Origin of the sequence: Falsiroseomonas sp. (assembly GCF_041690465.1) — a bacterium.
Classification (GTDB): Bacteria; Pseudomonadota; Alphaproteobacteria; order Acetobacterales; family Acetobacteraceae; genus Falsiroseomonas.
The window spans coordinates 69391-93771 of record NZ_JAWLHG010000010.1; the positions used below are offsets into that span (position 1 = coordinate 69391).

The 24381-nt window shown below is 72.4% G+C and carries 22 protein-coding genes; 9 read left to right on the plus strand and 13 right to left on the minus strand.

Annotated features, from left to right (window positions below):
- Window positions 1–28: 28 nt before the first annotated feature.
- On the minus strand, window positions 29–1006 hold the full coding sequence (locus ACESM1_RS12390) for a Tim44 domain-containing protein (protein ID WP_372620475.1): 978 nt from the start codon (window positions 1004–1006) through the stop codon (window positions 29–31).
- 151 nt (window positions 1007–1157) lie between these two features.
- Between ACESM1_RS12390 and ACESM1_RS12395 the strand changes: the two genes are divergently transcribed.
- A complete protein-coding gene (locus ACESM1_RS12395; protein ID WP_372620477.1) occupies window positions 1158–1391 on the plus strand; it encodes a hypothetical protein in 234 nt (77 codons plus the stop codon).
- Between the two features lie 7 nt (window positions 1392–1398).
- Here the strand turns inward: ACESM1_RS12395 and ACESM1_RS12400 are convergent, their stop codons facing one another.
- The 5 genes from ACESM1_RS12400 to ACESM1_RS12420 all read right to left on the minus strand — a co-directional run bounded on the left by ACESM1_RS12400 (window position 1399) and on the right by ACESM1_RS12420 (window position 6151).
- Complete coding sequence (locus ACESM1_RS12400) at window positions 1399–2589, minus strand: CaiB/BaiF CoA transferase family protein (protein WP_372620479.1); 1191 nt, start codon at window positions 2587–2589, stop codon at window positions 1399–1401.
- The gene (locus ACESM1_RS12405; RefSeq protein WP_372620481.1) at window positions 2586–3506 is read right to left on the minus strand and encodes a hydroxymethylglutaryl-CoA lyase; all 921 of its coding nucleotides are present in this window, start codon (window positions 3504–3506) and stop codon (window positions 2586–2588) included. Before ACESM1_RS12405 ends, ACESM1_RS12400 begins: the two co-directional genes overlap by 4 nt.
- A gap of 14 nt (window positions 3507–3520) precedes the next feature.
- A complete protein-coding gene (locus tag ACESM1_RS12410) occupies window positions 3521–4195 on the minus strand; it encodes an IclR family transcriptional regulator (protein WP_372620482.1) in 675 nt (224 codons plus the stop codon).
- Entirely contained in the window at window positions 4195–5166 is a 972-nt protein-coding gene (locus ACESM1_RS12415) for a Bug family tripartite tricarboxylate transporter substrate binding protein (RefSeq protein ID WP_372620483.1), read from the minus strand. The genes ACESM1_RS12410 and ACESM1_RS12415 overlap by 1 nt, the downstream gene beginning before the upstream one ends.
- Window positions 5167–5263: 97 nt before the next feature.
- Entirely contained in the window at window positions 5264–6151 is an 888-nt protein-coding gene (locus ACESM1_RS12420; RefSeq protein WP_372620484.1) for an SMP-30/gluconolactonase/LRE family protein, read from the minus strand.
- A 115-nt stretch (window positions 6152–6266) separates the two neighbouring features.
- Here ACESM1_RS12420 and leuC point away from each other — a divergent pair, with 115 nt between their 5' ends.
- From leuC to ACESM1_RS12440, 4 genes are all read left to right on the plus strand, one after another.
- Window positions 6267–7655 carry a 3-isopropylmalate dehydratase large subunit gene (gene leuC / locus ACESM1_RS12425; protein ID WP_372620486.1) on the plus strand — a complete coding sequence of 463 codons (1389 nt, stop codon included), beginning with the start codon at window positions 6267–6269 and terminating at the stop codon, window positions 7653–7655.
- A gap of 5 nt (window positions 7656–7660) precedes the next feature.
- The gene (gene leuD, locus ACESM1_RS12430) at window positions 7661–8260 is read left to right on the plus strand and encodes a 3-isopropylmalate dehydratase small subunit (protein WP_372620488.1); all 600 of its coding nucleotides are present in this window, start codon (window positions 7661–7663) and stop codon (window positions 8258–8260) included.
- A gap of 85 nt (window positions 8261–8345) precedes the next feature.
- Entirely contained in the window at window positions 8346–9518 is a 1173-nt protein-coding gene (locus tag ACESM1_RS12435) for an efflux RND transporter periplasmic adaptor subunit (protein ID WP_372620490.1), read from the plus strand.
- Window positions 9519–9524: 6 nt separating this feature from the next.
- On the plus strand, window positions 9525–12665 hold the full coding sequence (locus ACESM1_RS12440; RefSeq protein WP_372620492.1) for an efflux RND transporter permease subunit: 3141 nt from the start codon (window positions 9525–9527) through the stop codon (window positions 12663–12665).
- A 1-nt stretch (window position 12666) separates the two neighbouring features.
- Here the strand turns inward: ACESM1_RS12440 and ACESM1_RS12445 are convergent, their stop codons facing one another.
- A complete protein-coding gene (locus ACESM1_RS12445; protein ID WP_372620494.1) occupies window positions 12667–13065 on the minus strand; it encodes a hypothetical protein in 399 nt (132 codons plus the stop codon).
- 117 nt (window positions 13066–13182) lie between these two features.
- On the opposite strand from ACESM1_RS12445, the gene ACESM1_RS12450 reads away from it, so the two are divergent.
- Window positions 13183–15492 (plus strand): xanthine dehydrogenase family protein molybdopterin-binding subunit, encoded by a 2310-nt coding sequence (locus ACESM1_RS12450; RefSeq protein WP_372620495.1) that lies wholly within the window; start codon window positions 13183–13185, stop codon window positions 15490–15492.
- Window positions 15493–15517: 25 nt separating this feature from the next.
- On the opposite strand, the gene ACESM1_RS12455 is transcribed toward ACESM1_RS12450, so the two are convergent.
- The 3 genes from ACESM1_RS12455 to ACESM1_RS12465 all read right to left on the minus strand — a co-directional run bounded on the left by ACESM1_RS12455 (window position 15518) and on the right by ACESM1_RS12465 (window position 18834).
- Window positions 15518–17293, minus strand: coding sequence for an FkbM family methyltransferase (locus ACESM1_RS12455; protein ID WP_372620497.1), 1776 nt, complete (start codon window positions 17291–17293; stop codon window positions 15518–15520).
- Window positions 17294–17303: 10 nt separating this feature from the next.
- The gene (locus ACESM1_RS12460; protein WP_372620499.1) at window positions 17304–17912 is read right to left on the minus strand and encodes a hypothetical protein; all 609 of its coding nucleotides are present in this window, start codon (window positions 17910–17912) and stop codon (window positions 17304–17306) included.
- 178 nt (window positions 17913–18090) lie between these two features.
- Complete coding sequence (locus ACESM1_RS12465; RefSeq protein WP_372620500.1) at window positions 18091–18834, minus strand: Crp/Fnr family transcriptional regulator; 744 nt, start codon at window positions 18832–18834, stop codon at window positions 18091–18093.
- Window positions 18835–19124: 290 nt separating this feature from the next.
- On the opposite strand from ACESM1_RS12465, the gene ACESM1_RS12470 reads away from it, so the two are divergent.
- From ACESM1_RS12470 to ACESM1_RS12480, 3 genes are read left to right on the plus strand one after another with little or no spacing between them, the layout of a single operon-like run.
- Window positions 19125–20105: an MBL fold metallo-hydrolase gene (locus tag ACESM1_RS12470; protein ID WP_372620502.1), complete on the plus strand. Its 981-nt coding sequence runs from the start codon at window positions 19125–19127 to the stop codon at window positions 20103–20105.
- Between the two features lies 1 nt (window position 20106).
- Window positions 20107–21741 carry an FAD-dependent oxidoreductase gene (locus tag ACESM1_RS12475; RefSeq protein WP_372620503.1) on the plus strand — a complete coding sequence of 545 codons (1635 nt, stop codon included), beginning with the start codon at window positions 20107–20109 and terminating at the stop codon, window positions 21739–21741.
- The gene (locus ACESM1_RS12480; RefSeq protein WP_372620504.1) at window positions 21738–21965 is read left to right on the plus strand and encodes a DUF2783 domain-containing protein; all 228 of its coding nucleotides are present in this window, start codon (window positions 21738–21740) and stop codon (window positions 21963–21965) included. Before ACESM1_RS12475 ends, ACESM1_RS12480 begins: the two co-directional genes overlap by 4 nt.
- On the opposite strand, the gene ACESM1_RS12485 is transcribed toward ACESM1_RS12480, so the two are convergent.
- The 3 genes from ACESM1_RS12485 to ACESM1_RS12495 all read right to left on the minus strand — a co-directional run bounded on the left by ACESM1_RS12485 (window position 21925) and on the right by ACESM1_RS12495 (window position 24352).
- Window positions 21925–22533 (minus strand): hypothetical protein, encoded by a 609-nt coding sequence (locus ACESM1_RS12485; protein WP_372620506.1) that lies wholly within the window; start codon window positions 22531–22533, stop codon window positions 21925–21927. The two genes, ACESM1_RS12480 and ACESM1_RS12485, sit on opposite strands and share 41 nt — an antisense overlap.
- Window positions 22534–22578: 45 nt before the next feature.
- Window positions 22579–23592, minus strand: coding sequence for an MlaD family protein (locus ACESM1_RS12490; RefSeq protein WP_372620508.1), 1014 nt, complete (start codon window positions 23590–23592; stop codon window positions 22579–22581).
- 64 nt (window positions 23593–23656) lie between these two features.
- Window positions 23657–24352: an ABC transporter ATP-binding protein gene (locus ACESM1_RS12495; RefSeq protein WP_372620625.1), complete on the minus strand. Its 696-nt coding sequence runs from the start codon at window positions 24350–24352 to the stop codon at window positions 23657–23659.
- Window positions 24353–24381 lie beyond the last annotated feature (29 nt).

Genomic DNA, 24381 nt, shown 5'->3' on the forward strand with positions numbered 1-24381 from the left:
CGCGAGACGGGCTGGCCGGCAGCCGGGTTCAGCCGGTCTGCTGGATCGCCGAGAGCGTCCAGCGCGTGCCGGGCCGGCGGGTGAAGGTCCAGAGCTCGGTCGCGGTCTCCCGCTCGGTCGGGCTGCCTTCCACCACCTTGCCGGCGGCATCCGTGGTCACGTCCACCAGCGAGAAGCGCATCGCGACGGTGGCATAGTCCTGGCCGTCCTCATGCCAGGCCTCGGAGAGGTCGCCAGCCTCCAGCTTCACGTCGCGCGTCGCGTTGGTCCAGCCGCGCGCCTTCAGGTCCTCGAGGTCCTGCTCGAAGTAGCGCGCCATCTCCGGCGTCGAGAGCCGGCGCAGCGCGGCGACGTCCTGGCGTGTCCAGGCCTCGTTCATCTCGACCAGGTTGCGCTCGAAGGCCTCGAAATCGGCCGCGCCGATCTCGATGGGCCGCCGCACGACGCCGCCCGCGCCACCGAACGCACCGCCGCCCATGGGGGAGCCACCGGCCGGGCGCCCGCCCGGGTTCATGTCGCGCGCGTAGCCGGCCGGGCCGCCGGCCAGCGCCGGCTGCTGACGGCCACGGATCAGGCGCATCACCAGGAAGACCAGGCCGGCGATCAGCGCGATCTGCAGCATCAGCCCGAGGAAGCCGGCGAAGCCCGAAAGCCCGCCGAACAGGCCGGCGCCGCTCAGCAGGCCAAACAGGCCGGCACCGAGCAGGCCGCCCATCAGCCCCGCCATCAGCGGGTTGCGGCTGAAGAAGCCGCCCGTCGCGCCCACCGGCCGCTGCGCGGTCTGCGGCGTCGCGGCGGTGCCGGGGCGCTGCGCCGGCGTCTCCGTGCGCTGGAACTGCTGGCCGCCGCTCGGCGCGGTGCGGGTCGCGGGTGGCGCGGTGTAGGTCTGGCTGCCGCGGCTGCCGGACGAGAACCGGCCGCCCACGCGCGCCTCGGCGATGGCGGGGGCGAGCGCCAGCGTGGCCACGGCGAAGGCGGCGAACAGCGCGGCGGTCGGGCGTTTCATGAGGGTGACGTCTCCAGATTACCTTGTGGCCACAATATAGGGAGATCGTCCCCGGTTGCGAATGCCCTCTTTGCGTGGCGCCACGCATCCGTCATGCATGGCCGGTCCGGTCAACGCCCCACCGCGGGCATCGGCGGAGAGGCGGGTCGGCATGCAGTGGTGGCTGAATGTCTTCTTCCTGGTGAACGGGCTGTGGGTGCCGGGGTACGAGGTCTCGGGCTGGGCGCCGCGCGCCTACGCCTCCCAGGCGGAATGTCTGGAACGACGTGCCTTCGCCGAGCGGGAGTGCCAGGCCGCCCCGCTGCGCTTCGAGGCGCGCTGGATCTGCTCCCCCGGCCGGCCCCTGACGGAGCCGCCGCAGGAGCTCACGGGCATGACGTGCTGAGCGTGCCTCAGCCGCCGACCGCCAACACCCCGGCTTCCCGCATCGCCGCGATCTCTCCCTCGCTGTAGCCGAGTTCCGCGGCGATCGCCGGGCCATCCGCGCCGGGCGGCCGCAGGTCGCCCGCCCCGCCCGGCCGGGCGCCATCGAGTGCCACGGGCAGCGCCGGCAGGGCGATGTCGCGCCCATCGGGCAGCGTCAGCGGCACCAGCCCGCCCGAGCCGTTCAGATGCGGGTCGTCGAACAGCTCGGCCGGCTTGCCGATCGGCGCGAAGGGCAGGCCGAGCGCCTCGCATTTCGCCATCAGGTCGGGCTTGGTCCAGTTGCCGAGCGCGGCGGCCACACGCGGGATGGTGCGGTCGCGCGCCTCCACCCGCTGCTGCTTGGTGGCGAGCGTCGGGTCGGTCGCGAGGTCGTCCAGCCCGAAGGCCTCGCAGAAGGCCGGCCATTGCGTGTCGGTCACCACGCCGACGAAGACCTGGCCGCCATCGGCGGTATCGAAGATGTCGTACACCGGCCAGGCCGGGGTGCGCACCGACATCGGCCGCGGCGGGGTGCCGGTGATGCGCGTCTGCGCCATGTGCTGCGCCATCAGCAGCGCCACCGTCTCGAACAGCCCGGCCTGCACCTCGCCGCCCCTGCCGGTGGCGTCACGCTCGCGCAGCGCGGCGAGGATGCCGATCACCGCCGAGAGCCCGCCCATGATGTCGATCACGCTGGACCCGGCGCGCAGCGGCCGGCCTTCCAGCCCGGTCATATAGGCGAGCCCGCCCATCATCTGCACCACCTCGTCGAGCGCGGTGCGGTGCTCATAGGGGCCGGGCAGGAAGCCCTTGCAGGAGCAGTAGACGATGCGGGGATTGGCGGCCGAGAGCTGTGCGTAGCCGAGCCCGAGCTTCGCCATCGCGCCGGGGCGGAAATTCTCGATCACCACATCGGCGCGGCCCACCAGCCGCTGCACCAGCGCCCGCCCCTCCGGCGTCTTCATGTCCACGCAGAGGCTGCGGCGGCCGCGGCCGAAGGCGGCGTAGAAGCCGGTGCCGGAGCCGGTGAGGCGGCGCGTGGTATCGCCCGCAGGCGCCGGCTCCACCTTCACCACCTCGGCGCCGAGATCGGCCAGCGCCATCCCCGCGGTCGGTCCCATGACCATGTGGGTGAATTCGACGACGCGGATGCCGCGCAGCGGCGTGGGCGATGTCATGCTGCCGTCTTCCAGCCGGTCGGGCGCCCGGCGCGGGCATAGTTGCCGTGCAGCGGTTCGCCGGGCAGCGCTTCCTGCAGGATGCGGCGCGCGGCGACCAGCGCCTCCAGATCCACGCCGGTCCGCAGGCCGAGCGATTCCAGCAGGAACACCAGATCCTCCGTGACGATGTTGCCCGAGGCATTCGGCGCGAAGGGGCAGCCGCCGAGCCCGGCCAGCGCGGCATCGAAGATGCGGATCCCCTCCTCCACGCCCACGGTCACGTTGGCCATGCCGAGGCCCATCGTGTCGTGCAGGTGCAGGCTGTCGCATTTCTCGCCGATCTCGGCCTTCACCGCGCGCACCAGGCGCCTGACCTGCGCCGGGTTGGCATAGCCCGAGGTGTCGGACAGGCCGACCGAATCGAAGCCCGCCGCGGCGAGTGCCGCGGCCATGTCCACGACGTCGCGCTCCGGCACCTCGCCCTGGATGGAGCAGCCGAAGGCGGTGCTGAGGCCGGCTTCCAGCATCGGCCGCCTGCCTTGCCGCGCCGTCACATGCGCCGCGACCTCGCGCGCCACCTGCATCTGCTCCTCCCGCGTGCGGCGGAGATTGGCGCGGCTATGCGCCTCGCTGGCCGAGAGCGTCAGCGTGATCTTGTGCGCGCCCGCCGCCACCGCCGCCTCCGCGCCGCGCAGGTTCGGCACCAGCACCGCGACATGCAGGCCCGGCAGCGTCGTCGCGTGGCGGGTGACTTCCTCGGTATCGGCCATCTGCGGCACCAGCTTCGGCGGCACGAAGGAGCCGACCTCGATCTCCGGCAGGCCGGCCGCGTGCAGCGCCTCGATCAGCCGGATCTTGGTCGCGGTGGGCACGACCGCCTTGACCATCTGCAGCCCGTCGCGCGGGCCGACCTCGCTGACGGTGACGTCACGCATGGTGGACTTCCCTTTCACAGATCGCCGCCCAGGCGGCGCGTCAGTTCCTCCGCGGCGCGCGCCAGCGTCGCACGATGGGCCGCCGCGCGCGAGGCGATGCGCTCCCGCGGGCCGGAGATGCCGAGCGCGCCTTCCAGCCGCCCGCCCGCCGCGAACACCGCCGCGGCGACACCCGCCGTCTCCGGATTGCGCTCGCCGAAGGTCGCCACCACGCCGAGCGCGCGCGGATCGGCCGAGGTCAGCAACCGGCCGGCGGCCCCGGCCGGCAGCGTCAGCAGATCGCCTTCCGCCAGATCGTCGCGGATCGGCGACGCGGCGCGCACCCGCGCCAGGCAGAGCCGCGCATCGCCATGCCGCACCCAGAAGCTCGCAGTCTCCCCGCTCTCCTCCGCCAGCGCCCTCAGCACGGCGGGCAGATGGCGCTCCACCGGCCGCGCCCGGGCATAGAGCGCGCCGAGGCGGAACAGCATCGGCCCCAGCGCCCAGCGCCCATCCGCCTGCCGCTCCACGCAGCGCGCGGCTTCCAGCGTGCCGAGCAGGCGCAGGATGGTGCTCTTGTAGAGCCCCGTCCGCGCGGCGAGCTCGGCCAGCGTCAGCGCCGCCTCGCCCTCCCGGAAGGCACCGAGGATCGAGAGCGCACGGCCGACCGCCGCGACGCCCTCCGGCCGTTCGCTTGCGCCCTCCGGCATCAGCCCGCGCGCACCCCGGCCTCGCGCAGGATCACGGCCCACTTGTCCATCTCCGCCGCGACGTAGCGCTGCGCCTCCTCCGGCGTGTTGCCGACCAGCCGCTCGGCGCCGAGCTCGGCCAGCCGCGTGCGCGTGGCCGGTTCGGCCAGCACCGCCGCCACCGCCTCCTGGATGCGCGCAAGCACCGGCGCCGGCGTGGTGCCCGGCGCGAACACCGCCTGCCAGACCATGAAGGTCGCGTCCGGGAAGCCGAGCTCGGCCATGGTCGGCACATCGGGCATCACCGGGCTGCGCTGCGGGCCGGAGATTGCCAGCGCGCGCGCCCGGCCGCCCTGTGCCAGGCCGAAGCCGGTCAGCCCGGCATCGTAGAGCATGTCGAGCGAGCCATTCGCGAGATCGAGCGCGGCCGGCGCGCCGCCGCGATAGGGCACCTCCGTCATCCGGATCCCCGCCGCGCGCAGGAACAGCAGCGAGACCAGCTGCAGCGCCCCGCCGCCGCCCGTGCTGCCATAGGTCAGCCGCTCCGGATTCGCCTTCGCGAAGGCCACCATGTCCTGCACGGAGCGGTGCGGCGAGTTCGGCGGCACCAGCAGCACCATAGGGCTCTCCGCGACGATGGTGGCCGGTTTCAGGTCGGTCGCCGGGTCGTAGTCGAGCTGCGGGTAGAGCACGCGGGTCACCGCATGGCCGATGTTGTGGAACAGCAGGTGGTGCCCGTCGCCCGGCGACTTGGCGACGTTGGAAGCACCGATCGAGCCGCCGGCGCCGGTGCGGTTCTCCACGATCACGCGCTGCGGCAGCCGGGCGGACAGGCGGTCGGCGACCAGGCGGCAGATCACGTCGGTGGCGCCGCCGGCGGCATAGGGCAGGACCATTCGGACGGGGCGCGTCGGCCAAGCTTCCTGCGCCGCGGCGGCGCGGGCGGCGAGCAGCAAGGCGGGGGCGGCGAGCAGGGTGCGGCGCGGCAGCATGACGGATCCTCCTTCCGGTCGTTCTATTGTGCAGAACGTCGTTCTGTTATGCGGCCGAGGATGCGCGACCGCACGGGCGCGCGTCAAGCGGAACCGGTCAGGGCGGCGGGATCTCGGCGGCCAGCAGGCAGCCCGATGCGCTCTCGCTGATCACCAGCGTGCGGCCATCCGGCGCGAGCGTGCAGTTGGTCGGCATCCGGCCGAAGGGCGTGCAGTCCACCCGGTGGGTGCAGACCCCGTGCGGGTCCACCACCCAGACCTGGCCGTGTCCCGGATTGGCGACGAACAGCCGGTCATGCGCGTCCATGCACATCCCGTCCGGGCCGGAGATGCCGGCAGGCACGCGGAAAAACAGGTTGGCCTTGCCCACCACCGCATCCGGCCGCAGCGCGAAGCGCCACACCTCGCAGCTGCGCGTCATCGCCACCAGCAGATGCGTCGCGCCGCGGCTGAGCGCCAGGCCGTTGGGGCTCGGGCCATTGGCGATCAGCCGGTCCAGCCGGCCATCGGCATGCAGGCGGAAGACGCGTCCCGTGGGGTCCTGCAGCCCGGTCTGCCCCTGGTCGGTGAACAGCAGCGAGCCGTCGGGGTGCGCCAGCACGTCGTTGAGGCCCCGAAACCCCTCGGAGAGCACCGTCTCCAGGATCGGCGCCATCGCCCCGTCGCGGGGATCGAGCGCGAGCAGCCCGTGGCGGTAGTCTGCCACCACCAGCTCCCCACCCCGCGCCGCCAGCCCGTTCGGCCAGCCCTCGTATTCCGCCACCGCCTCCCACTGGGTGCCGGCCACGCGGAACACCCGGCCATGCGGGATGTCTACGCAGAACAGGTTGCCCGCCGCGTCGAAGCAGGGCCCTTCCAGGAAGCTGTCGATCGCCGCCCCGCCCCGGTTCGCCTGCGCCCAGGCGGAGGGCTTCGGCCGGCGCAGCGCATCCGGCAGGCGGGAGAGCAGGGTGGCGGCGAGGGCGCGCGGCGGGTCGAACCACATGGCGCGCAACCTGCCGGCGTTTCCGCCCGCCGGCCAGAGGGCCGGATTGCGCCCGCCGGCCAGGGGCCGGACCCCGCCCCTTGCGGTCCGGCCGCCGGCGCCGCAGCTTTAGGCCATGCCCCGCACGCTGTTCGCAAAGATCTGGGACGCCCATGTCGTGCACCGGCGCGACGACGGGCTCTGCCTGCTCTACGTGGACCGCCACTATTTCCACGAGGGCAGCTTCCACGCCTTCAACATGCTCCGCGCGCGCGGTCTGAAGGTGCGCCGTCCCGACCTCTCCTTCGGCTTCGGCGACCATTATGCTCCCACGCGCCCCGGGCGCGATGCGCCCACGCGGGCCCGCGACACGACGGCCATCGCCGACCCCGAGATCCGCGGCATCATCGAGACCTTCGAGAAGAACGCCAGGGAAGCCGGCATCCGCGCCTTCGAGCTCGCCGACCCGATGCAGGGCATCGTGCATGTCGCCGGCCCCGAGCTCGGCCTGACCCTGCCCGGCATGACGGTGGTCTGCGGCGACAGCCACACATCGAGCCACGGCGCGCTCGGCGCGCTCGCCTTCGGCATCGGCGCCTCCGAGGTGGCGCATGTGCTGGCCACCCAGACCATCTGGCAGTCCCCGCCACGCCAGATCCGCGTGACCTTCGAAGGCAGCCTTCCCGCCGGCAGCACCGCGAAGGACATGGCGCTGGCCCTGATCGCGATGATCGGCACCGGCGGTGCGCTCGGCGGCGCCATCGAGTTCGCCGGCCCCGCCGTGCGCGCCCTTTCGGTCGAGGGGCGCCTCACCCTCTGCAACATGGCGATCGAGGCCGGCGCGCGCACCGGCATGGTCGCACCCGATGCCGTCACCGAAGCCTGGCTCGCCGGCCGCCCCTTCGCCCGGCCCGTGGACATCGCCGACCTTCGCAGCGACGAGGGCGCCGCCTTCGACGCCGAGGTGACGCTCGACGCCGCCGCCATCACGCCCATGGCCACCTGGGGCACCAGCCCGGAGGAAGCCGCCCCCCTCGCCGGCCGCGTGCCGAGGCCCACGGAAGCGCCCGACGCCGCGCGCGCCAAGGCCTGGCAGCGCAGCCTGGACTACATGGGCCTCGCCGGCGGCGAGCGGCTCGCCGACGTGGCGGTGGACCGCGTCTTCCTGGGATCCTGCACCAATGCGCGGCTCGACGATCTGCGCAGCGCCGCCGCCGTGCTGAAGGGGAAGCGGATCGCGGTGCCGATGCTGATCTCGCCCGGCTCCTCCGCCGTGAAGCGCGCCGCCGAGGCGGAGGGCCTCGACCGCGTCTTCGCCGAAGCGGGTGCGAGCTGGGAGGAGAGCGGCTGCTCGCTCTGCGTCTCCATGAACGGCGACAGCGTCGGCGAAGGCGAGCGCTGCGCCTCCACCTCCAACCGCAACTTCATGGGCCGGCAGGGCCGCGGCGCGCGCACGCACCTGGTCTCGCCCGCCTCGGCCGCGGCGAGCGCGCTGGCCGGCCGCCTCGTCGCGGCGGGGGAGTGACGCAGATGGCCGAACCCTTCACCACCTTCACCGCCATCGCCGCGCCGCTCGAGATGTCCAACGTGGACACCGACCAGATCATCCCCGCCCGCTTCATGCGCCGCCCGCGCGACGAGCGGTATTCCACATACGCGTTCCACGACCTGCGCTTCACGCCGGACGGCGCGAAGCGCGACGACTTCGTGCTGAACCGCCCGCCCTTCGACCAGGCCGGCATCCTGGTGGCGCAACGCAATTTCGGCGTCGGCTCCTCGCGCGAGGCGGCGGTCTATGCGCTGCTCGCCCTCGGCATCCGCGCCGTGGTGGCGGAGAGCTTCGGCGACATCTTCTTCAGCAACGCCCTGAAGAACGGCCTGCTGCCGATCCGGCTGGCCGAATCGGACTGCACGGCGCTGCGCAACCTCGTTGCGCGGCAGCCCGGCACACAGCTCACAGTTGATTTACCGCAGAACCTGCTGGTCGCCGCCGGCAGCGCCGCGTATCACTTCGCCATTCCGGACTTCGCGCGCGATTGTTTGTTGCGCGGCCTCGACGAGATCGGACTGACCTTCACCCTGCTGCCCGAGATCGAAGCCTTCGAAGCCGCGCGCGGCACCGCCGCGTAGCGGCGCTCGGACCGGCAGGCCGCCCGCGGCGCTTGACGCGCGCCGCCGGTGGCGCTTGCCATGCCTGGAACCTTGGACCCCCCAGATGCGAAGCTTCAGCGCCGCCATCGCCGTCGCCGCGCCGCTCCTGCTCGCCACGCCGGCGCTGGCGCAGTTCGGCCCGCAGGGACCGCCCGCCGTCGGCGTCATCACCGCCGAGCGGCGGCCGGTCACCGAAAGCAGCGAGTTCGTCGGCCGCGTCGAGGCGATCGACCGCGTGGACCTGCGCGCCCGGGTCACCGGCTTTCTCCAGGAGCGCCTGTTCCGCGAGGGGCAGGAGGTGGAGGCCGGCAAGCCGCTGTTCCGCCTGGAACGCGCGCCCTTCGAGGCGGAGCTCGCCCGCGCCCAGGCGCAGGTCGCCGCGGCCGAGGCGGAGCTGACCAACGCCACCATCAACCTCAATCGCGCCCGCGACCTGGTGCGCAGCCAGGCCGGCACCCAGGCCCGCGTGGACGAGGCGACGGCACAGCAACGCACCGCCCAGGCCGCCGTCCTCGGCGCCCAGGCGCAGCTCCGCGTCGCGGAGATCAACCTCGGCTACACCGAGATCGCGGCGCCGGTGGACGGCAAGATCGGCCGTGCGACCTATTCCGTCGGCTCCGTCGTCGGCCCGACCAGCGAACCGCTGGCCACCATCGTCAGCCAGAACCCGATGCGCGTCACCTTCCCCGTCTCGCTCCGCACCGGCTCCGAGCTGCGGGAGCGCTACGCCACGCGCGGCGGGGCGGAGGCGGTGCGGGTGCGGCTGCGCCTGCCGAGCGGCCAGCTCCACGCCCCGGCCGGCCGCATCGACTTCGTGGACCCGCAGGTTGACCGCAGCACCGACACCATCCTGATCCGTGCCGTCATCGACAACCCGCCGATCGACGGCAATGCCGCATCGGGCGCGACCGGCGCGGATCGCCGGCTGATCGACGGCATGTTCGTCAACGTCTTCGTCGAGGGCGCCGAGCCGGTGCCCGCGGTCGTGGTCCCGCGCGCCGCCGTGCTGCAGGACCAGCGCGGCAACTACGTCTTCGTGCTGGACGCCGAGAACAAGGCGCAGCGCCGCGGCGTCACGCTCGGCCGCAGCATCGCCGACCAGGTGGTGGTGGAGAGCGGCCTCGAGGGCGGCGAGACGGTGGTGGCCGAGGGCGTGCAGCGCGTCCGCCCCGGCCAGCCCGTCGCCCCCGCCCCCGCCTCCGCGCCCGCCGTCCGCAGCGCGCCGGGAGCAGGCTGATCCGCCATGATCTCCGCCGTCTTCGTGGATCGCCCGCGGCTGGCGATCGTGCTCTCGATCCTGATCGCGCTGGCCGGCGCGCTGGCGATGCTGCGCATCCCGGTGGCGCAGTTCCCCGACATCGTGCCGCCGCAGGTCTCGGTCACCACCGTCTATCCCGGCGCCTCCGCGGCGGTGGTCGAGCAGACCGTGGCCCAGGTGATCGAGGGCGCGGTGAACGGCGTGGAGGGCATGCTCTACATGTCCTCGAATTCCGCCAATGACGGCACCTACACCCTCTCCGTCTCCTTCGCGCTCGGCACCAACCCCGACATCGCCACCGTCAACGTCAACAACCGCGTGCAGTCGGCGCTCGCACGCCTGCCGCAGGAGGCGCAGCGCGCCGGCGTGACGGTGCGCAAGCAATCCTCCGCCGTGCTGCAATTCGTCGCCGTGCTGTCCGACCGGCCGGAGCAGGACCCGCTGTTCCTGTCGAACTACGTCACCATCAACATGCTGGACCGCCTGGCGCGCGTGCCCGGCATCGGCCAGGTGCAGATCTTCGGCGCGCTCGACTACTCCATGCGCATCTGGTTCGAGACCGACCGCCTGATCAGCCTCGGCCTCACGCCGGCCGACGTGATCCAGGCGATCCAGTCGCAGAACGTGCAGGCGGCCGTCGGGCGCATCGGCGCGCAGCCGATCACCGAGGACCAGCAGTACCAGATCAACCTGCAGACCCGCGGCCGGCTGACCACGCCGGAGGAGTTCGGCGCCATCGTCATCCGCGCCTCGCCCAATGGCTCGCTGCTGCGGCTGCGCGACGTCGCGCGGGTCGAGCTCGGCGCCGCGCGGATGGACACCGAGAGCCGGCTGGACGGCAAGCCCGCCATCACCATCGGCACCTATCTCTCGCCCGGCGCCAATGCGGTGCAGGCCTCCGCCGCGCTGACCCGCACGCTGGAGGAGATGTCGCGCAGCTTCCCCGAGGGGATGCGCTTCCAGACCCTCTACGACACCTCGACCTTCGTGCAGGACACGATGGAGGAGGTGATCATCACGCTGCTGGAAGCCTTCGTGCTGGTGGTGCTGGTGGTGCTGTTGTTCCTCGGCAGCCTGCGCGCCACGGTGATCCCCACCATCGCCGTGCCGGTCAGCCTGATCGGCACCTTCGCCGTGCTCCTCCTCCTCGGCTTCACCGCCAACACCGTCACCCTGCTGGCGATGGTGCTGGCCATCGGCATCGTCGTGGACGACGCCATCGTCGTGGTGGAGAATGTCGAGCGCGTGATGTCGGAGGAGCCGCACCTCTCGCCGGCCGAGGCCACCAAGAAGGCGATGGCGCAGATCACCGGCCCGATCATCGCCATCACCCTCGTGCTGCTCTCGGTCTTCGTGCCCGTGGGCTTCATCCCGGGCCTCTCCGGCGTCCTGTTCGCACAGTTCGCGGTGACGGTCTCGACCGCGATGCTGATCTCGGCCGTCGTCGCGCTGACCCTCTCGCCGGCGCTCTGCGCGCTGGTGCTGCGCCCGCATCACGGCTCGCGCCGCGGCCCGCTCGGCTTCGTGCTGCGGGTCATCGACAAGGTGCGCGACGCCTATGGCGCCGTCGTCGCGCGGCTGGTGCGCATCGCGGCTCTCTCGCTCGTGCTGACCGCGGCCTTCGGGGCCGGCATCTGGTGGCTGGCGGAGCGCACGCCGCAAGGCTTCCTGCCGGAGGAGGACCAGGGCGCCTTCTTCGTGGTGATGCAGCTGCCGCAGGGTGCGAGCCTGGCGCGCACCCGCGCCGCGGTGGAGCAGGTGGAGGGCATCATCCGCGGCACGCCGGGCGTGGACGACACGCTCTCCATCGTCGGCTTCTCCCTGGTGGATCAGGGCGCACAATCCAATGCCGCCTTCGTCGTGGTGCGGATGAAGCCCTTCGACGAGCGCACCGGCCCGGAAGAGAGCGTCTATGCCGCCATCGGCCGCGTCTTCGGCGCGGTGCAACAGGTGCGCACCGCCAACACCTTCGCCTTCAACATCCCGCCGATCATCGGGCTGGGCACCGGTGCGGGCTTCCAGTACCAGCTGCAGAACCTGGAAGGCCGCCCGCCCGAGGAGATGTCCTCGGCCATGCTCGGCCTGATCGTCGCGGCGAACCAGGATCCGCGGCTGACGCGCGTGTTCTCCACCTTCGCCGCCGACACGCCCAGCCTGTTCCTCGACGTGGACCGCGACAAGGCGCAGGCGCTCGGCGTGCGGATCAGCGACATCTTCGCCGCGCTGCAATCCACGCTCGGCGGCTTCTACGTTAACGACTTCAACCTCTATGGCCGATCCTGGCAGGTGAACATCCAGGGCGAGGCGCGCGACCGCGACGACATCCCCGACCTCTGGCGCATCCATGTCCGCAACAACCGCGGCGAGATGGTGCCGCTGCGCAGCCTGGCGGAGGCGCGCATCGTGCTCGGGCCGCAGACCATCAACCGCTACAACAACGTCCGCTCCGTCGCGGTGCAGGGCGCGCCGGCGCCGGGCGTCTCCTCGGGCGATGCGCTGCTGGCGATGGAGGAGATCTCCGCCCGCGCCCTGCCGCAGGGCTACGGCTACGAATGGACCGGCACCGCCTATCAGGAGAAGCTGGCAGCGGGGCAGACGGGCGTCCTGCTCGCCCTCTCGGTGCTGTTCGCCTACCTTTTCCTGGTGGCGCTCTATGAAAGCTGGGTGATCCCGATCCCCGTGCTGCTCTCGGTCGTCGTCGGTGGCCTCGGCTCCCTCCTGGCGCTGTGGCTGACCGGGCTGGCGCTGGATGTCTATGCGCAGATCGGCCTGGTGGTGCTGATCGCGCTGGCGGCGAAGAACGGCATCCTCATCGTGGAATTCGCCAAGGAGCGGCGCGAGGAAGGCATGTCCGTCCGCGAGGCGGCGGTGATGGGTGCGCGGCTGCGCTTCCGCGCGGTGATGATGACCTCCTTCGCCTTCATCCTGGGCCTGGTGCCGCTGGTGATCGCCACCGGCGCCGCCTCCGCCTCGCGCCGGGCGGTGGGCACGCCGGTGTTCGGCGGCATGATCGCGGCGTCGCTGATCGGGATCTTCATGATCCCGATGCTCTACGCCGTGTTCCAGACGATGCGCGAAAAGGTGAAGTCCCGCTTCCGCCGGCCGCGGCCGGCGGCGGCGGAGTAGCTCACCCGCCCTCCGACCCCGTCTCCTCGCCGCGCAGCGCGGGGATGGTGGACAGCGCCTCGCCGGCCGCGGCGCGGGCGCGGGCGGGGTCGGTGCCCTCCTCGCGCAGCACGGTCATCGCCTCGCTCACCTCCTTCACCGCGGTCTGCCAGGGCGCGCCCTGGCGCGCCGCGGCGGGCAGGGTGAGCATGGCGCGCTCCACCTCGTTCAGCGCCTGCCGCAGATGCGAGATCCCCGTGCTGGCGGTCAGGCCGCCCTCGTCCATCCGCCGGATCGTCTCGCGCAGCTCGCCCTCCGCGGCACGCAGTGCGCGCGCCGCCTCGGCCTGCGCCGCGGGTTGCGACAGCGCAGGGCTGCACGTCAGCAGGCCACTTATAAGGGCAGCACGAATCATGCGCATCTCGGGTCTCCAAACTCGCCAGCGCGTGAACGCCCGCGGGAAGACGCGGTTGCCCCCTTCCCCAATCGCCCAAAGCCGTCAGATGATGGCGGCAGACCAACACCGGGGATGGAAGCCATGGCGAAGTTCGGATTGAGCCAGTCGGTGCGGCGCGTGGAGGATCCCCGCCTGCTCACGGGGCGCGGCCGCTACACCGATGATATCAGCATGCCCGGCCAGGCGCATGGCGTGGTGCTGCGCAGCCCGCATGCCCATGCCCGCATCACCGCGCTCGACACCGCGCCTGCCAGGGCGATCCCCGGCGTGCTGGCGGTGATCACCGGCGCCGACCTCAAGGCCGCCGGCCTCGGCGAGCTGCCCTGCATGATCCCCCTGAAGAACCGCGACGGCACGCCGCGCGCCGACACGCCGCGGCTGGCCCTGGCCACCGACACCGTCCGCCATGTCGGCGACCCCATCGCCTTCGTGGTGGCGGAGACGCCGCAGGCCGCGCGCGACGGCGCCGAGGCGGTGCTGGTGGAGTTCGACGTGCTGCCCGCCACCACCGACCTCGCCACCGCGCATGAGCCCGGCGCGCCGCTGGTGTGGCCGGGTGCCGCGAACAACATCGCCTTCGACTGGGAGGCGGGCGACAAGGCGAAGACCGATGCCGCCTTCGCCCGCGCCGCGCATGTCACGCGGCTGACCGTGGTGAACAACCGCGTCGTCGTCGCCTCGATGGAGGCGCGCGCCGCCGTCGCCGCGTGGCAGGGCGGGAAGCTCACCCTGCACACCAACACCCAGGGCTCCTGGCAGGTGCGCAACATGCTGGCGGAGGCGATCTTCCGCATGCCGCCGGAGGACATCCACGTCCTCACCCCCGATGTCGGCGGCGGCTTCGGCATGAAGCTGTTCCTCTATGCCGAGCAGGTGCTGGTCTGCTTCGCCGCGAAGCAGCTCGGCCGGCCGGTGAAATGGGCCTCCGAGCGGACCGAGGCCTTCCTGTCGGACACGCATGGCCGCGACAACATCACCCTCGGCGAGATCGCGCTCGACGCGAACGGGAAGTTCCTCGCGCTGCGCACCAGGAACTACGCGAACATGGGCGCCTATTTCAGCAACTACGCGCCCTTCATCCCGACCGGCGCCGGCACCAAGGTGCTGGCCAGCGTCTATGGCTTCGAGGCGATCCACGCCAACGTGCTCGGCGTGATGACGCATACCGTGCCGGTGGACGCCTATCGCGGCGCCGGCCGCCCGGAATCCAACTACCTGGTCGAGCGGCTGATCGACACCGCGGCGCGCGAGCTCAAGATCGACCGCGTCGAGATCCGCCGCCGCAACATGGTGCCGCAGAGCGCCATGCCCTACGTCTCCGCGATGGGCCAGCGCTACGACAGCGGTGACTTCGCGCAGCTGCTCGACAGCGCGCTGGAGAAGATGAACTGGGCCGGCTTCGAGGCCCGCCGCGCGGAGGCGGCGAAGCGCGGGAAGAAGCGTGGCATCGGGCTGGCCTACTACCTCGAAGCCACCGGCGGCGGCCCGACCGAGAATGCCAAGGTGGTGTTCGCCGAGGACGGCATGGTGGATGTCTATGTCGGCACGCAATCCACCGGCCAGGGCCACGAGACCGCCTATGCCATGCTCACCAGCCATGAGCTCGGCATCCCCGTGGCCAAGATCCGCGTGCAGCAGGGCGATTCCGACTCGCTGCCGGATGGCGGCGGCACCGGCGGCGCGCGCAGCCTCTATTCCGAGGGTCAGGCGATCCTGGTGACCACCGCCAGCGTGATCGAGAAGGGCAAGCAGGCCGCCGCCGAGCAGCTGGAAGCCGCCGTCGCCGATATCGAGTTCACGCCCGGCGCCGGCCGCTTCGCCGTGGTCGGCACCGACCGTGGCATCGGCATCCTCGACCTCGCCGCCGCGCAGCGGAAGCGCGTCGCCGCCGGCCAGTCCGCGATCCTGCTCGATGCGATGGAGACCGCGAAGATCGAGAGCCACACCTTCCCCAATGGCTGCCACATGGCCGAGGTGGAGGTGGATGCCGAGACCGGCGCGGTGCAGGTGCTGCGCTACATCGTGGTGGACGATGTCGGCCACGCGCTGAACCCGCTGATCGTGCGCGGCCAGGTGCATGGCGGCGTCGCGCAGGGCGTCGGCCAGGCGCTGATGGAGCGCACCGCCTACGACAACGGCAGCGGCCAGCTGCTCTCGGCCTCCTTCATGGACTATGCGCTGCCGCGGGCGGAGGACCTGCCGGACATCGACGTGGACCTGATCGAGGTGACCTGCGAGACCAACCCGCTCGGCGTGAAGGGCGCCGGCGAGGCCGGCGCCGTGGGCTCGCCGCCGGCGGTGATCAACGCGCTGGTGGATGCGCTCGGCGGCAAGGTGGTGGACATGCCGGCGACGCCGGAGAGCGTGTGGAAGGCGCTGAACGCCGCCTGAAACGGAAGCGGCGGCGCGCCTGTGCCTACAGGCGCGCCAGCCGGGCGAGCACCTGCTCCGACACGCCGGCGCGCGGCGCCGCGAAGCGCACTGCCTCGCCGCGCGGCTTCAGCGCCGGCGGCAGCCCGAGCGTCCGGCACATGGCGAGGTAGTCCTCCACCACCGGCTGCAGCGTGGCGGCCGGCAGGACGATCTCCGCCGTGAAGCTCGCGCCCAGCCGGATCAGCGCCTCCGCGGCGTCCCCCGGCATGTCGGGATGCAGCTCGGAGCGTTCCTCGGCGACGAAGACCAGCGTCCCCGGCGGCACGTGCCAGGCCTGCCCGCCCTGCCGGTATGCGACGCCCTCCGCCCCGCCATACACATAGCCGGGCACGAAGCCGCCGCGGTTGGCGACACGCCGCGTGTCGAAGCCGCGCAGTTCCACGCCGAGCATCGCGCCGAGCGCCGCCTGCGCCGTGCCGTCGAACAGCGCCGCCATGTGGAAGCCGCGGCAGCGCTCGCCGAACACGTCCTTGAACGCCTCCACTGCCGCCGCGCGCGGCCGCAGGTAGCGGGCCAGCACCGCCTCCTCCGACAGCGCATAGCTCTCCGGCCGCTCCGCGATCCAGCTCGGGCGGCCGATGGTGGATTTCAGGTCGTGCAGGTAGTGCGAGAACAGCGCGTCGATCGGATCGCGCAGCAGGATGACGACATCCACCCTGTCGCCCGCCAGCGCCTCGCGCAGGCGCCGCGCCGTGTCGGGCCGGTTCTGGATGTAGGCGGGCGAGGCGTCGAGCAGGATGCGGCCGCGATCCGCCTCCGGGAACAGCGCCAGGTAGTCCTCTCGCGTGACCGCGCCGGGGCGGCTGAAGTAGCCGATCTCCTTCTCCCGCGCACGGCCGAACAATGCGGGCTGCGCGGCGAGCTGCTCGAACAGGAAGGTCGTTCCGGCCTTGGCCAGCCCGGGGATCACCAGATGCCGCGTCGCGCCGGATGGCTTCGCGCCACCGCCCCAGGGCCAGTCCGGGATCTGCGCGGCCAGCCCGCGCGCCAGCCGGTGCAGGTCGCGCCGTTCCTGCGGCAGCGCCAGGTATTCGTACATCAGCGGCATGGAATCGGCGCGCAGGAAGCGCTCGCGCGTGCCCAGCAGGTTGCCGAGGATGTCGAACAGCAGATAGCCCTGCCCGGCGAACCAGTCGAAGACGGCGCCGGGATCCACGCCATAGGCGCTGTAGGACCGCCGCCCGAACTCGAAGCCGATCGCCGGGCGCGTGCGCGCGATCAGCGCCGCGCCGCCGCGCAGCGCGTCGAACTCGCCGCCTTCCAGGTCGGCCTTGATGAAGGCCAGCCGCTCCAGCCCCGCCAGCTCGGTGTCCAGCCGCGCGGAGCGCACGCGGATGGTGCGGGTGCGCATGTCCGGCCTGTCGTACTCACGCTGCCGCAGGCCGCTGTAGCCCGGGCTGTCGAGCGCGAGCACGAAATCGGCTTCGCCATCCTCCAGCCCCGCCGCCGCCTCGTGCAGCGTGACATGGACGAGTGCGGGATGCGCGCAGCGCCGGCGCAGCGCCGCGGCGAGGTCCGGGTTCGGCTCGAAGGCATGCACCGCGCCGCCTTCGCCGCGCACCGCCTCGGCCAGCGGCAGCGTGTGCGTGCCCTTGAAGGCGCCGAGGTCGAGCGCGATGTCGCCCGGCCTGAGAAACCCGCCGTAGAAGGCGCGCAGCAGCGCCTCGAACGCCACCGGCCGGCCGGCCGCGCGGCGCTCGCGCAGCTGGGCATACTGCTCGGCCAGGGTCGCGCGCGGCCCGGCCGCCGAGGCCGTCACGGTGGAAGGCTTACCGGAAGACCAGGTTGACCAGCCGGCAGGTGTCCACCTGGCGGCGTTCCTCGCTCCGGCCGTCCATCCACACGATGCGCACGTCGTTCACGCAATCGTTCGCCGCCAGCCGCACGGCCAGGTGCTCCCCCGGCTGCATGACGCGCGGCAGCCGCTGCTGGCCCCAATGGGTCTCGCGCGCCGAGGAGACATAGACCTCCCGGATCGGCTGGCCGCCATGGTTCACCAGGTTGAAGGAGGGATTGCCGCTGCCCACCGCGGCGCGCGGCGCCGCCTGCGCGGTGCCGAACACCAGGTCCACGATCCGGCAGGTATCCTGGTTGCGCCGCTCCTCCGGCCTGCCATCGGCATAGACCACGCGGATGTCCTGCCGGCAGCCACTGGCGGGCGAGAGGCGCACCGGAAAGGCGCGGCCGTTCGGCAGCACCTCGGCGGCCAGCAGGTCGCGCCCCCAATAGGTTTCGCTCACCGGCGAGACGTAGATCTCGGTGATGTCCTGGCCGCTGCGGTTGACCAGGTTGAAGGAAGGATCGGCGCCCTGCGCCACGGCAGCCGATGCCACCACCAGCGCGAGCAGCGCGGCAAGCAGAAGGCGGCGGGGATGCATCGCGGGGCCTCTCTCCTCGTTCCGGGCCGAGGCTAACCCAACCGGCGATAGGAGGCGACGCCCCTCATGTCAGCGGCCGGCTTCGTCGACCGCTGACATGGCATTTGTGCGCCTCGGCGGCCATTCGGCCGCTCGCCCGCGTGCAGCGGGCGCAGGTCACCCGACGAGGCCGCGGGTATCAGACCACGGCGGTGCGCGGCGCCAGCGGCTCCACCGAGGGCGGCCCGTCCCAGCCGGCCACATCCTCCAGCGCCCGGCGGTCGAGGATGTCGAGCCTTCCCTTGGCCAGCGTCGCCACCCCGTCCTTGCGCAGCACCGCCAGCGCGCGGTTGGCGTGCTCCACCGACAGGCCGAGGGCGTCGGCGACATGCGCCTGCTTCAACGGCACCGGCCCACCCTTGGCGTCGCCCCCGCCCCGCCGCTGCAGCCGCCCATGCACCTCGAGCAGCAGATGCGCCACGCGGCCCACCGCGTCGCGCCGGCCGAGGCTGGTCAGCCGCTCCCGCAGGCGCGCGCGGTCGCGCGTCAGCCCCTCCGCATAGGACAGCGCCAGGCCGGGATCGCGGCCCATGAACTCGCACAGCCGGTCGCGCGCCAGGATGCAGAAGGAGACATCGGTCAGCGCCTCCACCTCCGCCCCGTCCTCGGTGCGTTCGATCAGGTCGCCGGGCAGGTGGAAGTCCAGGATCTGCCGCCGCCCATCGGCGGTCGCGGTCCAGGTGAAGGCCCAGCCGGCATAGAGGGTGAACACGCCGTCGCGGATCGCCTCCCCCGCGCGGACCAGCCGCACGCCGGAGCGCACCCGGGCGATCTCCCCCACCCGTGCCTGAGGCACCACCCGGAACAGGGCGAAGGGCCGCACCGCGCAGGCGGCGCAACCGCCCGGAAGAGGTGTCAGGTTGGGCGTGCTGTTCCGGCTCATGACCGACGATGTGTCCCCGATGCGCGTCGGACCCGCCGCCACGGATGCCTTCCGACAGAGGCAACCTATAGCGGACCGCGCGGCGATGAAATGTGTTTCTGCTTCATCTTATGCAACACGGCCCACCCCGCCGGGACCGCCAAGCCGCGCCAGGGCTGCGGTTGCGCTTGCCCTGCGCGCCGGGCATGCCACCTTTGCGCCCATCCATCCGCGAAGGCGGGCGCGCCACGGCCCCCCGGCACCGCCACCAGGGGCCGCCAAGGGACCCGCCGGAAACCAGAGGAAGCGCCATGTCCGGTTTCGCCTCCACCACCGACCTCGCCGAGAAGACTGTCTCCTTCGACGAACTCGGCCCCGGCCTGTTCGCCTATACGGCGGAGGGCGACCCCAATTCCGGCGTTGTCGTCGGGCCCGAGGGCGTGGTGGTGGTGGACGCCCAGGCCACCCCCGCCATGGCGCAGGACGTGCAGGCCCGCATCCGGACCGTCACCGACCGTCCCGTCACCCAGGTGGTGCTGACCCATTACCACGCGGTGCGGGTGCTGGGCGTCTCCGGCTACGGCAAGCCCACCGTCATCGCCTCCGACGCCACGCGGGAGTTGATCGTCGAGCGCGGCCAGCAGGACATGGACAGCGAGATCGGCCGCTTCCCCCGCCTGTTCCGCGGCAAGGAGACCATCCCCGGCCTCACCTGGCCGACCCACACCTTCCACAAGCGGATGACGCTCTGGCTCGGTGAGCGCGAGGCGCAGGTGATTCATATCGGCCGCAGCCACACCGCCGGCGACACGGTGGTCTGGCTGCCGAAGGAGAAGGTGCTGTTCGCCGGCGACACCGTGGAGTTCGGCGCCACCCCCTATTGCGGCGACGCCCACTTCACCGACTGGCCCGCCACGCTCGACGCGATCCGCGAGCTCGGCCCCGAGAAGATGGTCCCCGGCCGCGGCCGCGCGCTGCTGAGCAAGGCGGAATGCGAGGACGCCATCGCCGGCACCCGCGCCTTCACCTCCGATCTCTTCGCCCGCGTGCGGCAGGGTGTCGCGAAGGGCTGGGCGTTGCAGGAGATCTATGCCGACACGATGGATTTCATGCGCCCGCGCTACGGGTCCTGGGTGATCTTCGAGCACTGCATGCCCTTCAACGTCTCCCGCGCCCATGACGAGGCCAAGGGCCTCGACCACCCCCGCATCTGGACCGCGGAGCGCGACGTGGAGATGTGGAAGGCGCTGGAACACGGCACGGCGATGAAGAGCGCCGAAGCGCGCGGCTGAGATGCCCGCCACCTACACCAACCCCCGCTACCCCGCCGCGCCGACACCGCCGAAGTCGGAGAGCCACAGGGTCGTCGTCGCCGGCGCCGGCCTGGTGGGGCTGACGCTGGCGCTCGACCTCGCCCGCCATGGCGTGAGCGTGGTGGTGCTGGACGAGGACGACACCGTCTCCTTCGGCTCCCGCGCCATCTGCTTCGCCAAGCGCAGCCTGGAGATCTTCGGCCGCCTCGGCCTCGGCCAGCGCTTCACGGAAAAGGGCATCACCTGGAAGACCGGCCGCGTCTTCCACCGCGACCGCGAGACCTACGCCTTCGACCTGCTGCCGGAGGAAGGCCACGAATACCCCGCCTTCGTGAACCTGCAGCAATACTATGCCGAGGAATGGCTGGTGGAGGCCTGCCTCGCCGCCGGCGTCGAACTGCGCTGGAAGCACCGCATCAGCCGCGTCGCGCCGGACGATGACGGCGCGACCCTCATCGTGGACACGCAGGATGGCGGCTACGCGCTGCACGCCGAATGGCTGCTGGCCTGCGACGGCGCGCGCAGCTTCATCCGCGAGAGCATGGGCCTGCCCTTCACCGGCCAGGTCTTCCGCGACCGCTTCCTGATCGCCGACGTCGTCATCAAGGGGGATGTCGGCTTTCCCACCGAGCGCTGGTTCTGGTTCGACCCGCCCTTCCATCCCGGCCAATCCGTGCTGCTGCACAAGCAGCCCGACGATGTCTGGCGCATCGATTTCCAGCTCGGCTGGGACGCCGACCCGGAGGGGGAGAAGCGCCCGGAGAAGGTGATCCCCCGCCTGCGCGCCATGCTCGGCGAAAAGGTGCCGTTCGAGCTGGAATGGGTCAGCGTCTACACCTTCCGCTGCCGCCGCATCGAGCGCTTCCGCCATGGCCGCGTGGTCTTCGCCGGCGATGCCGCGCACCAGGTCTCGCCCTTCGGCGCGCGCGGCGGCAATGCCGGCGTGCAGGACGCCGACAACCTGGCCTGGAAGCTCGCCGCCGTGCTCGCCGGCCGCGCGCCCGAGGCGCTGCTCGACAGCTACGATGCGGAGCGCATCCCGGCCGCCGACGAGAACATCCTCAACTCCACCCGCAGCACCGACTTCATCACGCCGAAGACCGACGCCGCGCGCGCCTATCGGGACGCGGTGCTGGAGCTTGCGGCGCAGCACGCCTTCGCCCGCCCGCTGGTCAATTCCGGCCGGCTCTCCCGCCCCTCCACCTATGCCGACAGCCCGCTGAACAGCGCCGATTCCGGCCCCTGGCAGGGCGGCGCCCCGCCCGGCGCGCCGGCGCCCGATGCGCCGGTGCTGCATGAAGGCCGGCCCGACTGGCTGCTGCGCCATCTCGGCGACGGCTTCCGGCTGCTGGTCTTCGCCCCGCCCGACCCGAAGCTGGTCGCCGCCCTGCCCGCGGGCGTCGCGGCGGTCTTCGTCAGCGCGGAGGAGGCGCCCGGCGCCTTGTGGGACCATACGGGGCTCGCCGCCGCACGCTTCGGCGCGCCGCGCGGCGGCGCGGTGCTGCTGCGCCCGGACCAGCATGTGGCGGCGCGCTTCGCCACGCCCGCACCGGCCGCCATCGCCGCCGCGCTGGACCGCGCGCTGTCGCGCACCCTGGCAGAGGCCAGCCCATGAGCACGCTCGACACCACCCCGCGCCTCGCCGATCCGGACGCGCTCTTCGCCCTGCTGGTGGAGGCGCACCGCGGCCTGGATGCGGAGGCCTCGCGCCGGCTGGATGCGCGGCTGGTGCTGATCCTCGCCAACCACATCGGCGACATGGCGGTGCTGCGCCAGGCGATCGCGGCGGCGCAGGACGCTACCGGATCGCCTGGGCGATCGCCCGCTCCAGCGCGGTGAACGCCCCGCCGAGCGCCGCCTCCATGGCCTCGGCCTGGGCCGGCGGCTCGGCATTCGCGGCCAGCGGCGCGGTGGCGCTGACCTCGAGCGGGGCGAGGATGCGGGCGGAAAGCCGCTCCTCCCGCAGCAGCACGCCGGAGAGCGCGGCGCGCGCCTCGCCGGCGGCCGGCGCGGCCTCCAGGCGGGTGAGCTGCGCCTCCAGCACCAACGACGCCTCGGCCCGGCTGCCGGGCGCCACCACCGCGGCGAACAGGCCGCTGTCCAGCAGCCAGGCACGCAAGGCCGGCTCCGCCAGGTCGGCGGGCGGGGCGATCCATTCCTCGTACGGGGCGATGTCGTAGCCGCCCTCCGGCCGCACGCGCCGCAGCCCGAGTTCCTGCAGGCCCGGCACGCCGCGCAGGCTGCGCACCAGCAGCACCGGCCCGCCGCGGCGTGGCGGGCGGCTCTCCGGCCGCCGCGGCGCCAAGCCATAGCGCCGCACCGGCACGTTGGGCCGGTCCGGGAACACCGTGCAGCCCGCCAGCAGCGCCGGCAGCAGGACCAGGCCGTGTCGTCGCGTGATGCGCATCCTCGTCACCATCCTCATCATCGTCGGCGCCGATGCGCCGCGGGTTCACCGCCGCCGGTCCGCCGCCGGCGGGGCGCCGAACAGCAGCTGCGAGGGCGAGGAGCGAAGCTGTTCGGTCGCCGCCCGCAGATTGGCCACCGTCGCCCGCAGGTCGGACAGGATCGGTGCCACCGTCGCCTGCAGGTCCGCGCTGGTGCCCCGCGCCGAGCGCAGCGTGCGCTCCAGGCTCTCCATCGCCGCCGGCAGGCGCGCGGCCACCTGGCGGATGTCCTCGGCCGCGGCGGCGGTGCTGGCGAGGGTGGCTCGCAGTTCCGGCGCGGCCAGCAATTCGCGCGCCGAGCCGGCGGCGGCGCGCAGGTCGGCCAGCGTCGCCTCAATCTCTCCGTCATCCAGCGCGTCGCGCAGCAGCGTCATGGCGCGCGCGGACTCCCGCAGCGTGGTGGCGAGGTCGCCTTCCGTGGTCTGCTGGTTGAGCGAGGCAAGCAACTGCGCGAGATCGCCCATCATCTGCTCCAGCGGCACGCTGGACAGCCGCGCCACCAACTCCTCCGCCGCGTTGCGCACCTGCGCGACGGTGGAAGGGATGGAGGGGATCACCGGGTATTCCGGCGTCCAGGGAATGGCGATGACGGGAAAGCGTTCCGGCTCCACGAAGTCGAGCTCCACGTAGTTCACGCCGGTGATGCCCTGCGCGGTGATGCGGGCCCGCAGGCCGAGGCGGATGGCCTCCTCCAGCGTCGGGACGGTGCCGAGCTGGCTCGGGTCCACCGCGAAGCGCACCAGCACCAGCCGGAACGCCTCGGTGAAGGAGATGCCGGCGGCCGGGCGGTATTCGGCGGAGGCCAGCCTGATCTCCGTCACCCGCCCGATCTGCACGCCGCGGTAGCGCACCGGCGCGCCGACATCGAGCCCCTGCACGGATTCCCGCGAATAGGTCTCGTAGATCACCGAGGTCGTGCCGCCGCGGTTGCCGGCCAGGAACAGCACGAACCCCACCGCCAGCAGCGCGCCCGCGATCACCAGCATGCCGACGCGGAGGTAGAGCGTGTGCGAGGTCATACGGCCTCCGATCGCCGGAGGGCGCAGCGCAGCAAGCACCGCAGGCGTGAATCGGTGGCGTTCATCATGCCGCCTCCCGCCGGAAGAAGGCGCGCACCGTGGGATGCGTGCTCTCGTCCCGGAGCCTTCGCGGATCGCCCTCCGCGATCATGCCCTTCGCCTCGCGGTCGAGCATGATGCAGCGGTCGCCGATCGCCAGGATCGAGGCCAGCTCATGCGTCACCACCACGAAGGTGGTGCCGAGCGAGCGCGCCAGGTCCCGGATCAGCTCGTCGAGCCCGGCCGAGGTGACGGGATCGAGCCCCGCCGAGGGCTCGTCGAGGAACAGGATCGGCGGATCCAGCGCCAGCGCGCGCGCGATGCCCGCGCGCTTCAGCATCCCGCCCGAGACCTCCGAGGGCAGCCGCGCGGCCGCTTCCGAAAGCCCCACCAGCCCGAGCTTCACGCGCGCCACCTCGCTGCGCGCCGCGGGGCGCAGCGAGGTGTGCTCGGCCAGCGGCATCTCCACGTTCTCGAGCAGCGTCTGGCTGCCGAACAGCGCGCCCTGCTGCCACATCACGCCGATCCGGCGCAGCAGGTCCAGCCGCGCCGCGCCTTCGGTGGCCCAGACATCGGTGCCGAGGATGGCGATGCGCCCGGCCACCGGCGGCACCAGCCCGATCATCAGCTTCAGCAGCGTGGACTTGCCGCAGCCCGAGCCGCCGAGGATCACGAACACCTCGCCGCGCTTCACCTGGAAGGAGACGTCGCGGAACAGCATGTGCCCGCCGAAGCCCGCGGCCAGCTTCT

Excerpts from the sequence above, each read along its gene's own strand:
- ACESM1_RS12460 (WP_372620499.1), bottom strand. The coding sequence starts at position 17,912 with ATGCATCCCCGCCGCCTTCTGCTTGCCGCGCTGCTCGCGCTGGTGGTG.
- ACESM1_RS12440 (WP_372620492.1), top strand. The coding sequence starts at position 9,525 with ATGATCTCCGCCGTCTTCGTGGATCGCCCGCGGCTGGCGATCGTGCTC.
- leuD (WP_372620488.1), top strand. The coding sequence starts at position 7,661 with ATGGCCGAACCCTTCACCACCTTCACCGCCATCGCCGCGCCGCTCGAG.
- ACESM1_RS12480 (WP_372620504.1), top strand. The coding sequence starts at position 21,738 with ATGAGCACGCTCGACACCACCCCGCGCCTCGCCGATCCGGACGCGCTC.
- ACESM1_RS12410 (WP_372620482.1), bottom strand. The coding sequence starts at position 4,195 with ATGCCGGAGGGCGCAAGCGAACGGCCGGAGGGCGTCGCGGCGGTCGGC.
- ACESM1_RS12415 (WP_372620483.1), bottom strand. The coding sequence starts at position 5,166 with ATGCTGCCGCGCCGCACCCTGCTCGCCGCCCCCGCCTTGCTGCTCGCC.
- ACESM1_RS12420 (WP_372620484.1), bottom strand. The coding sequence starts at position 6,151 with ATGTGGTTCGACCCGCCGCGCGCCCTCGCCGCCACCCTGCTCTCCCGC.
- ACESM1_RS12485 (WP_372620506.1), bottom strand. The coding sequence starts at position 22,533 with ATGCGCATCACGCGACGACACGGCCTGGTCCTGCTGCCGGCGCTGCTG.
- ACESM1_RS12395 (WP_372620477.1), top strand. The coding sequence starts at position 1,158 with ATGCAGTGGTGGCTGAATGTCTTCTTCCTGGTGAACGGGCTGTGGGTG.
- ACESM1_RS12495 (WP_372620625.1), bottom strand. The coding sequence starts at position 24,352 with ATGCTGTTCCGCGACGTCTCCTTCCAGGTGAAGCGCGGCGAGGTGTTC.
- ACESM1_RS12390 (WP_372620475.1), bottom strand. The coding sequence starts at position 1,006 with ATGAAACGCCCGACCGCCGCGCTGTTCGCCGCCTTCGCCGTGGCCACG.
- ACESM1_RS12435 (WP_372620490.1), top strand. The coding sequence starts at position 8,346 with ATGCGAAGCTTCAGCGCCGCCATCGCCGTCGCCGCGCCGCTCCTGCTC.
- ACESM1_RS12405 (WP_372620481.1), bottom strand. The coding sequence starts at position 3,506 with ATGCGTGACGTCACCGTCAGCGAGGTCGGCCCGCGCGACGGGCTGCAG.
- ACESM1_RS12490 (WP_372620508.1), bottom strand. The coding sequence starts at position 23,592 with ATGACCTCGCACACGCTCTACCTCCGCGTCGGCATGCTGGTGATCGCG.
- ACESM1_RS12450 (WP_372620495.1), top strand. The coding sequence starts at position 13,183 with ATGGCGAAGTTCGGATTGAGCCAGTCGGTGCGGCGCGTGGAGGATCCC.
- ACESM1_RS12470 (WP_372620502.1), top strand. The coding sequence starts at position 19,125 with ATGTCCGGTTTCGCCTCCACCACCGACCTCGCCGAGAAGACTGTCTCC.
- ACESM1_RS12475 (WP_372620503.1), top strand. The coding sequence starts at position 20,107 with ATGCCCGCCACCTACACCAACCCCCGCTACCCCGCCGCGCCGACACCG.
- leuC (WP_372620486.1), top strand. The coding sequence starts at position 6,267 with ATGCCCCGCACGCTGTTCGCAAAGATCTGGGACGCCCATGTCGTGCAC.
- ACESM1_RS12445 (WP_372620494.1), bottom strand. The coding sequence starts at position 13,065 with ATGCGCATGATTCGTGCTGCCCTTATAAGTGGCCTGCTGACGTGCAGC.
- ACESM1_RS12465 (WP_372620500.1), bottom strand. The coding sequence starts at position 18,834 with ATGAGCCGGAACAGCACGCCCAACCTGACACCTCTTCCGGGCGGTTGC.
- ACESM1_RS12400 (WP_372620479.1), bottom strand. The coding sequence starts at position 2,589 with ATGACATCGCCCACGCCGCTGCGCGGCATCCGCGTCGTCGAATTCACC.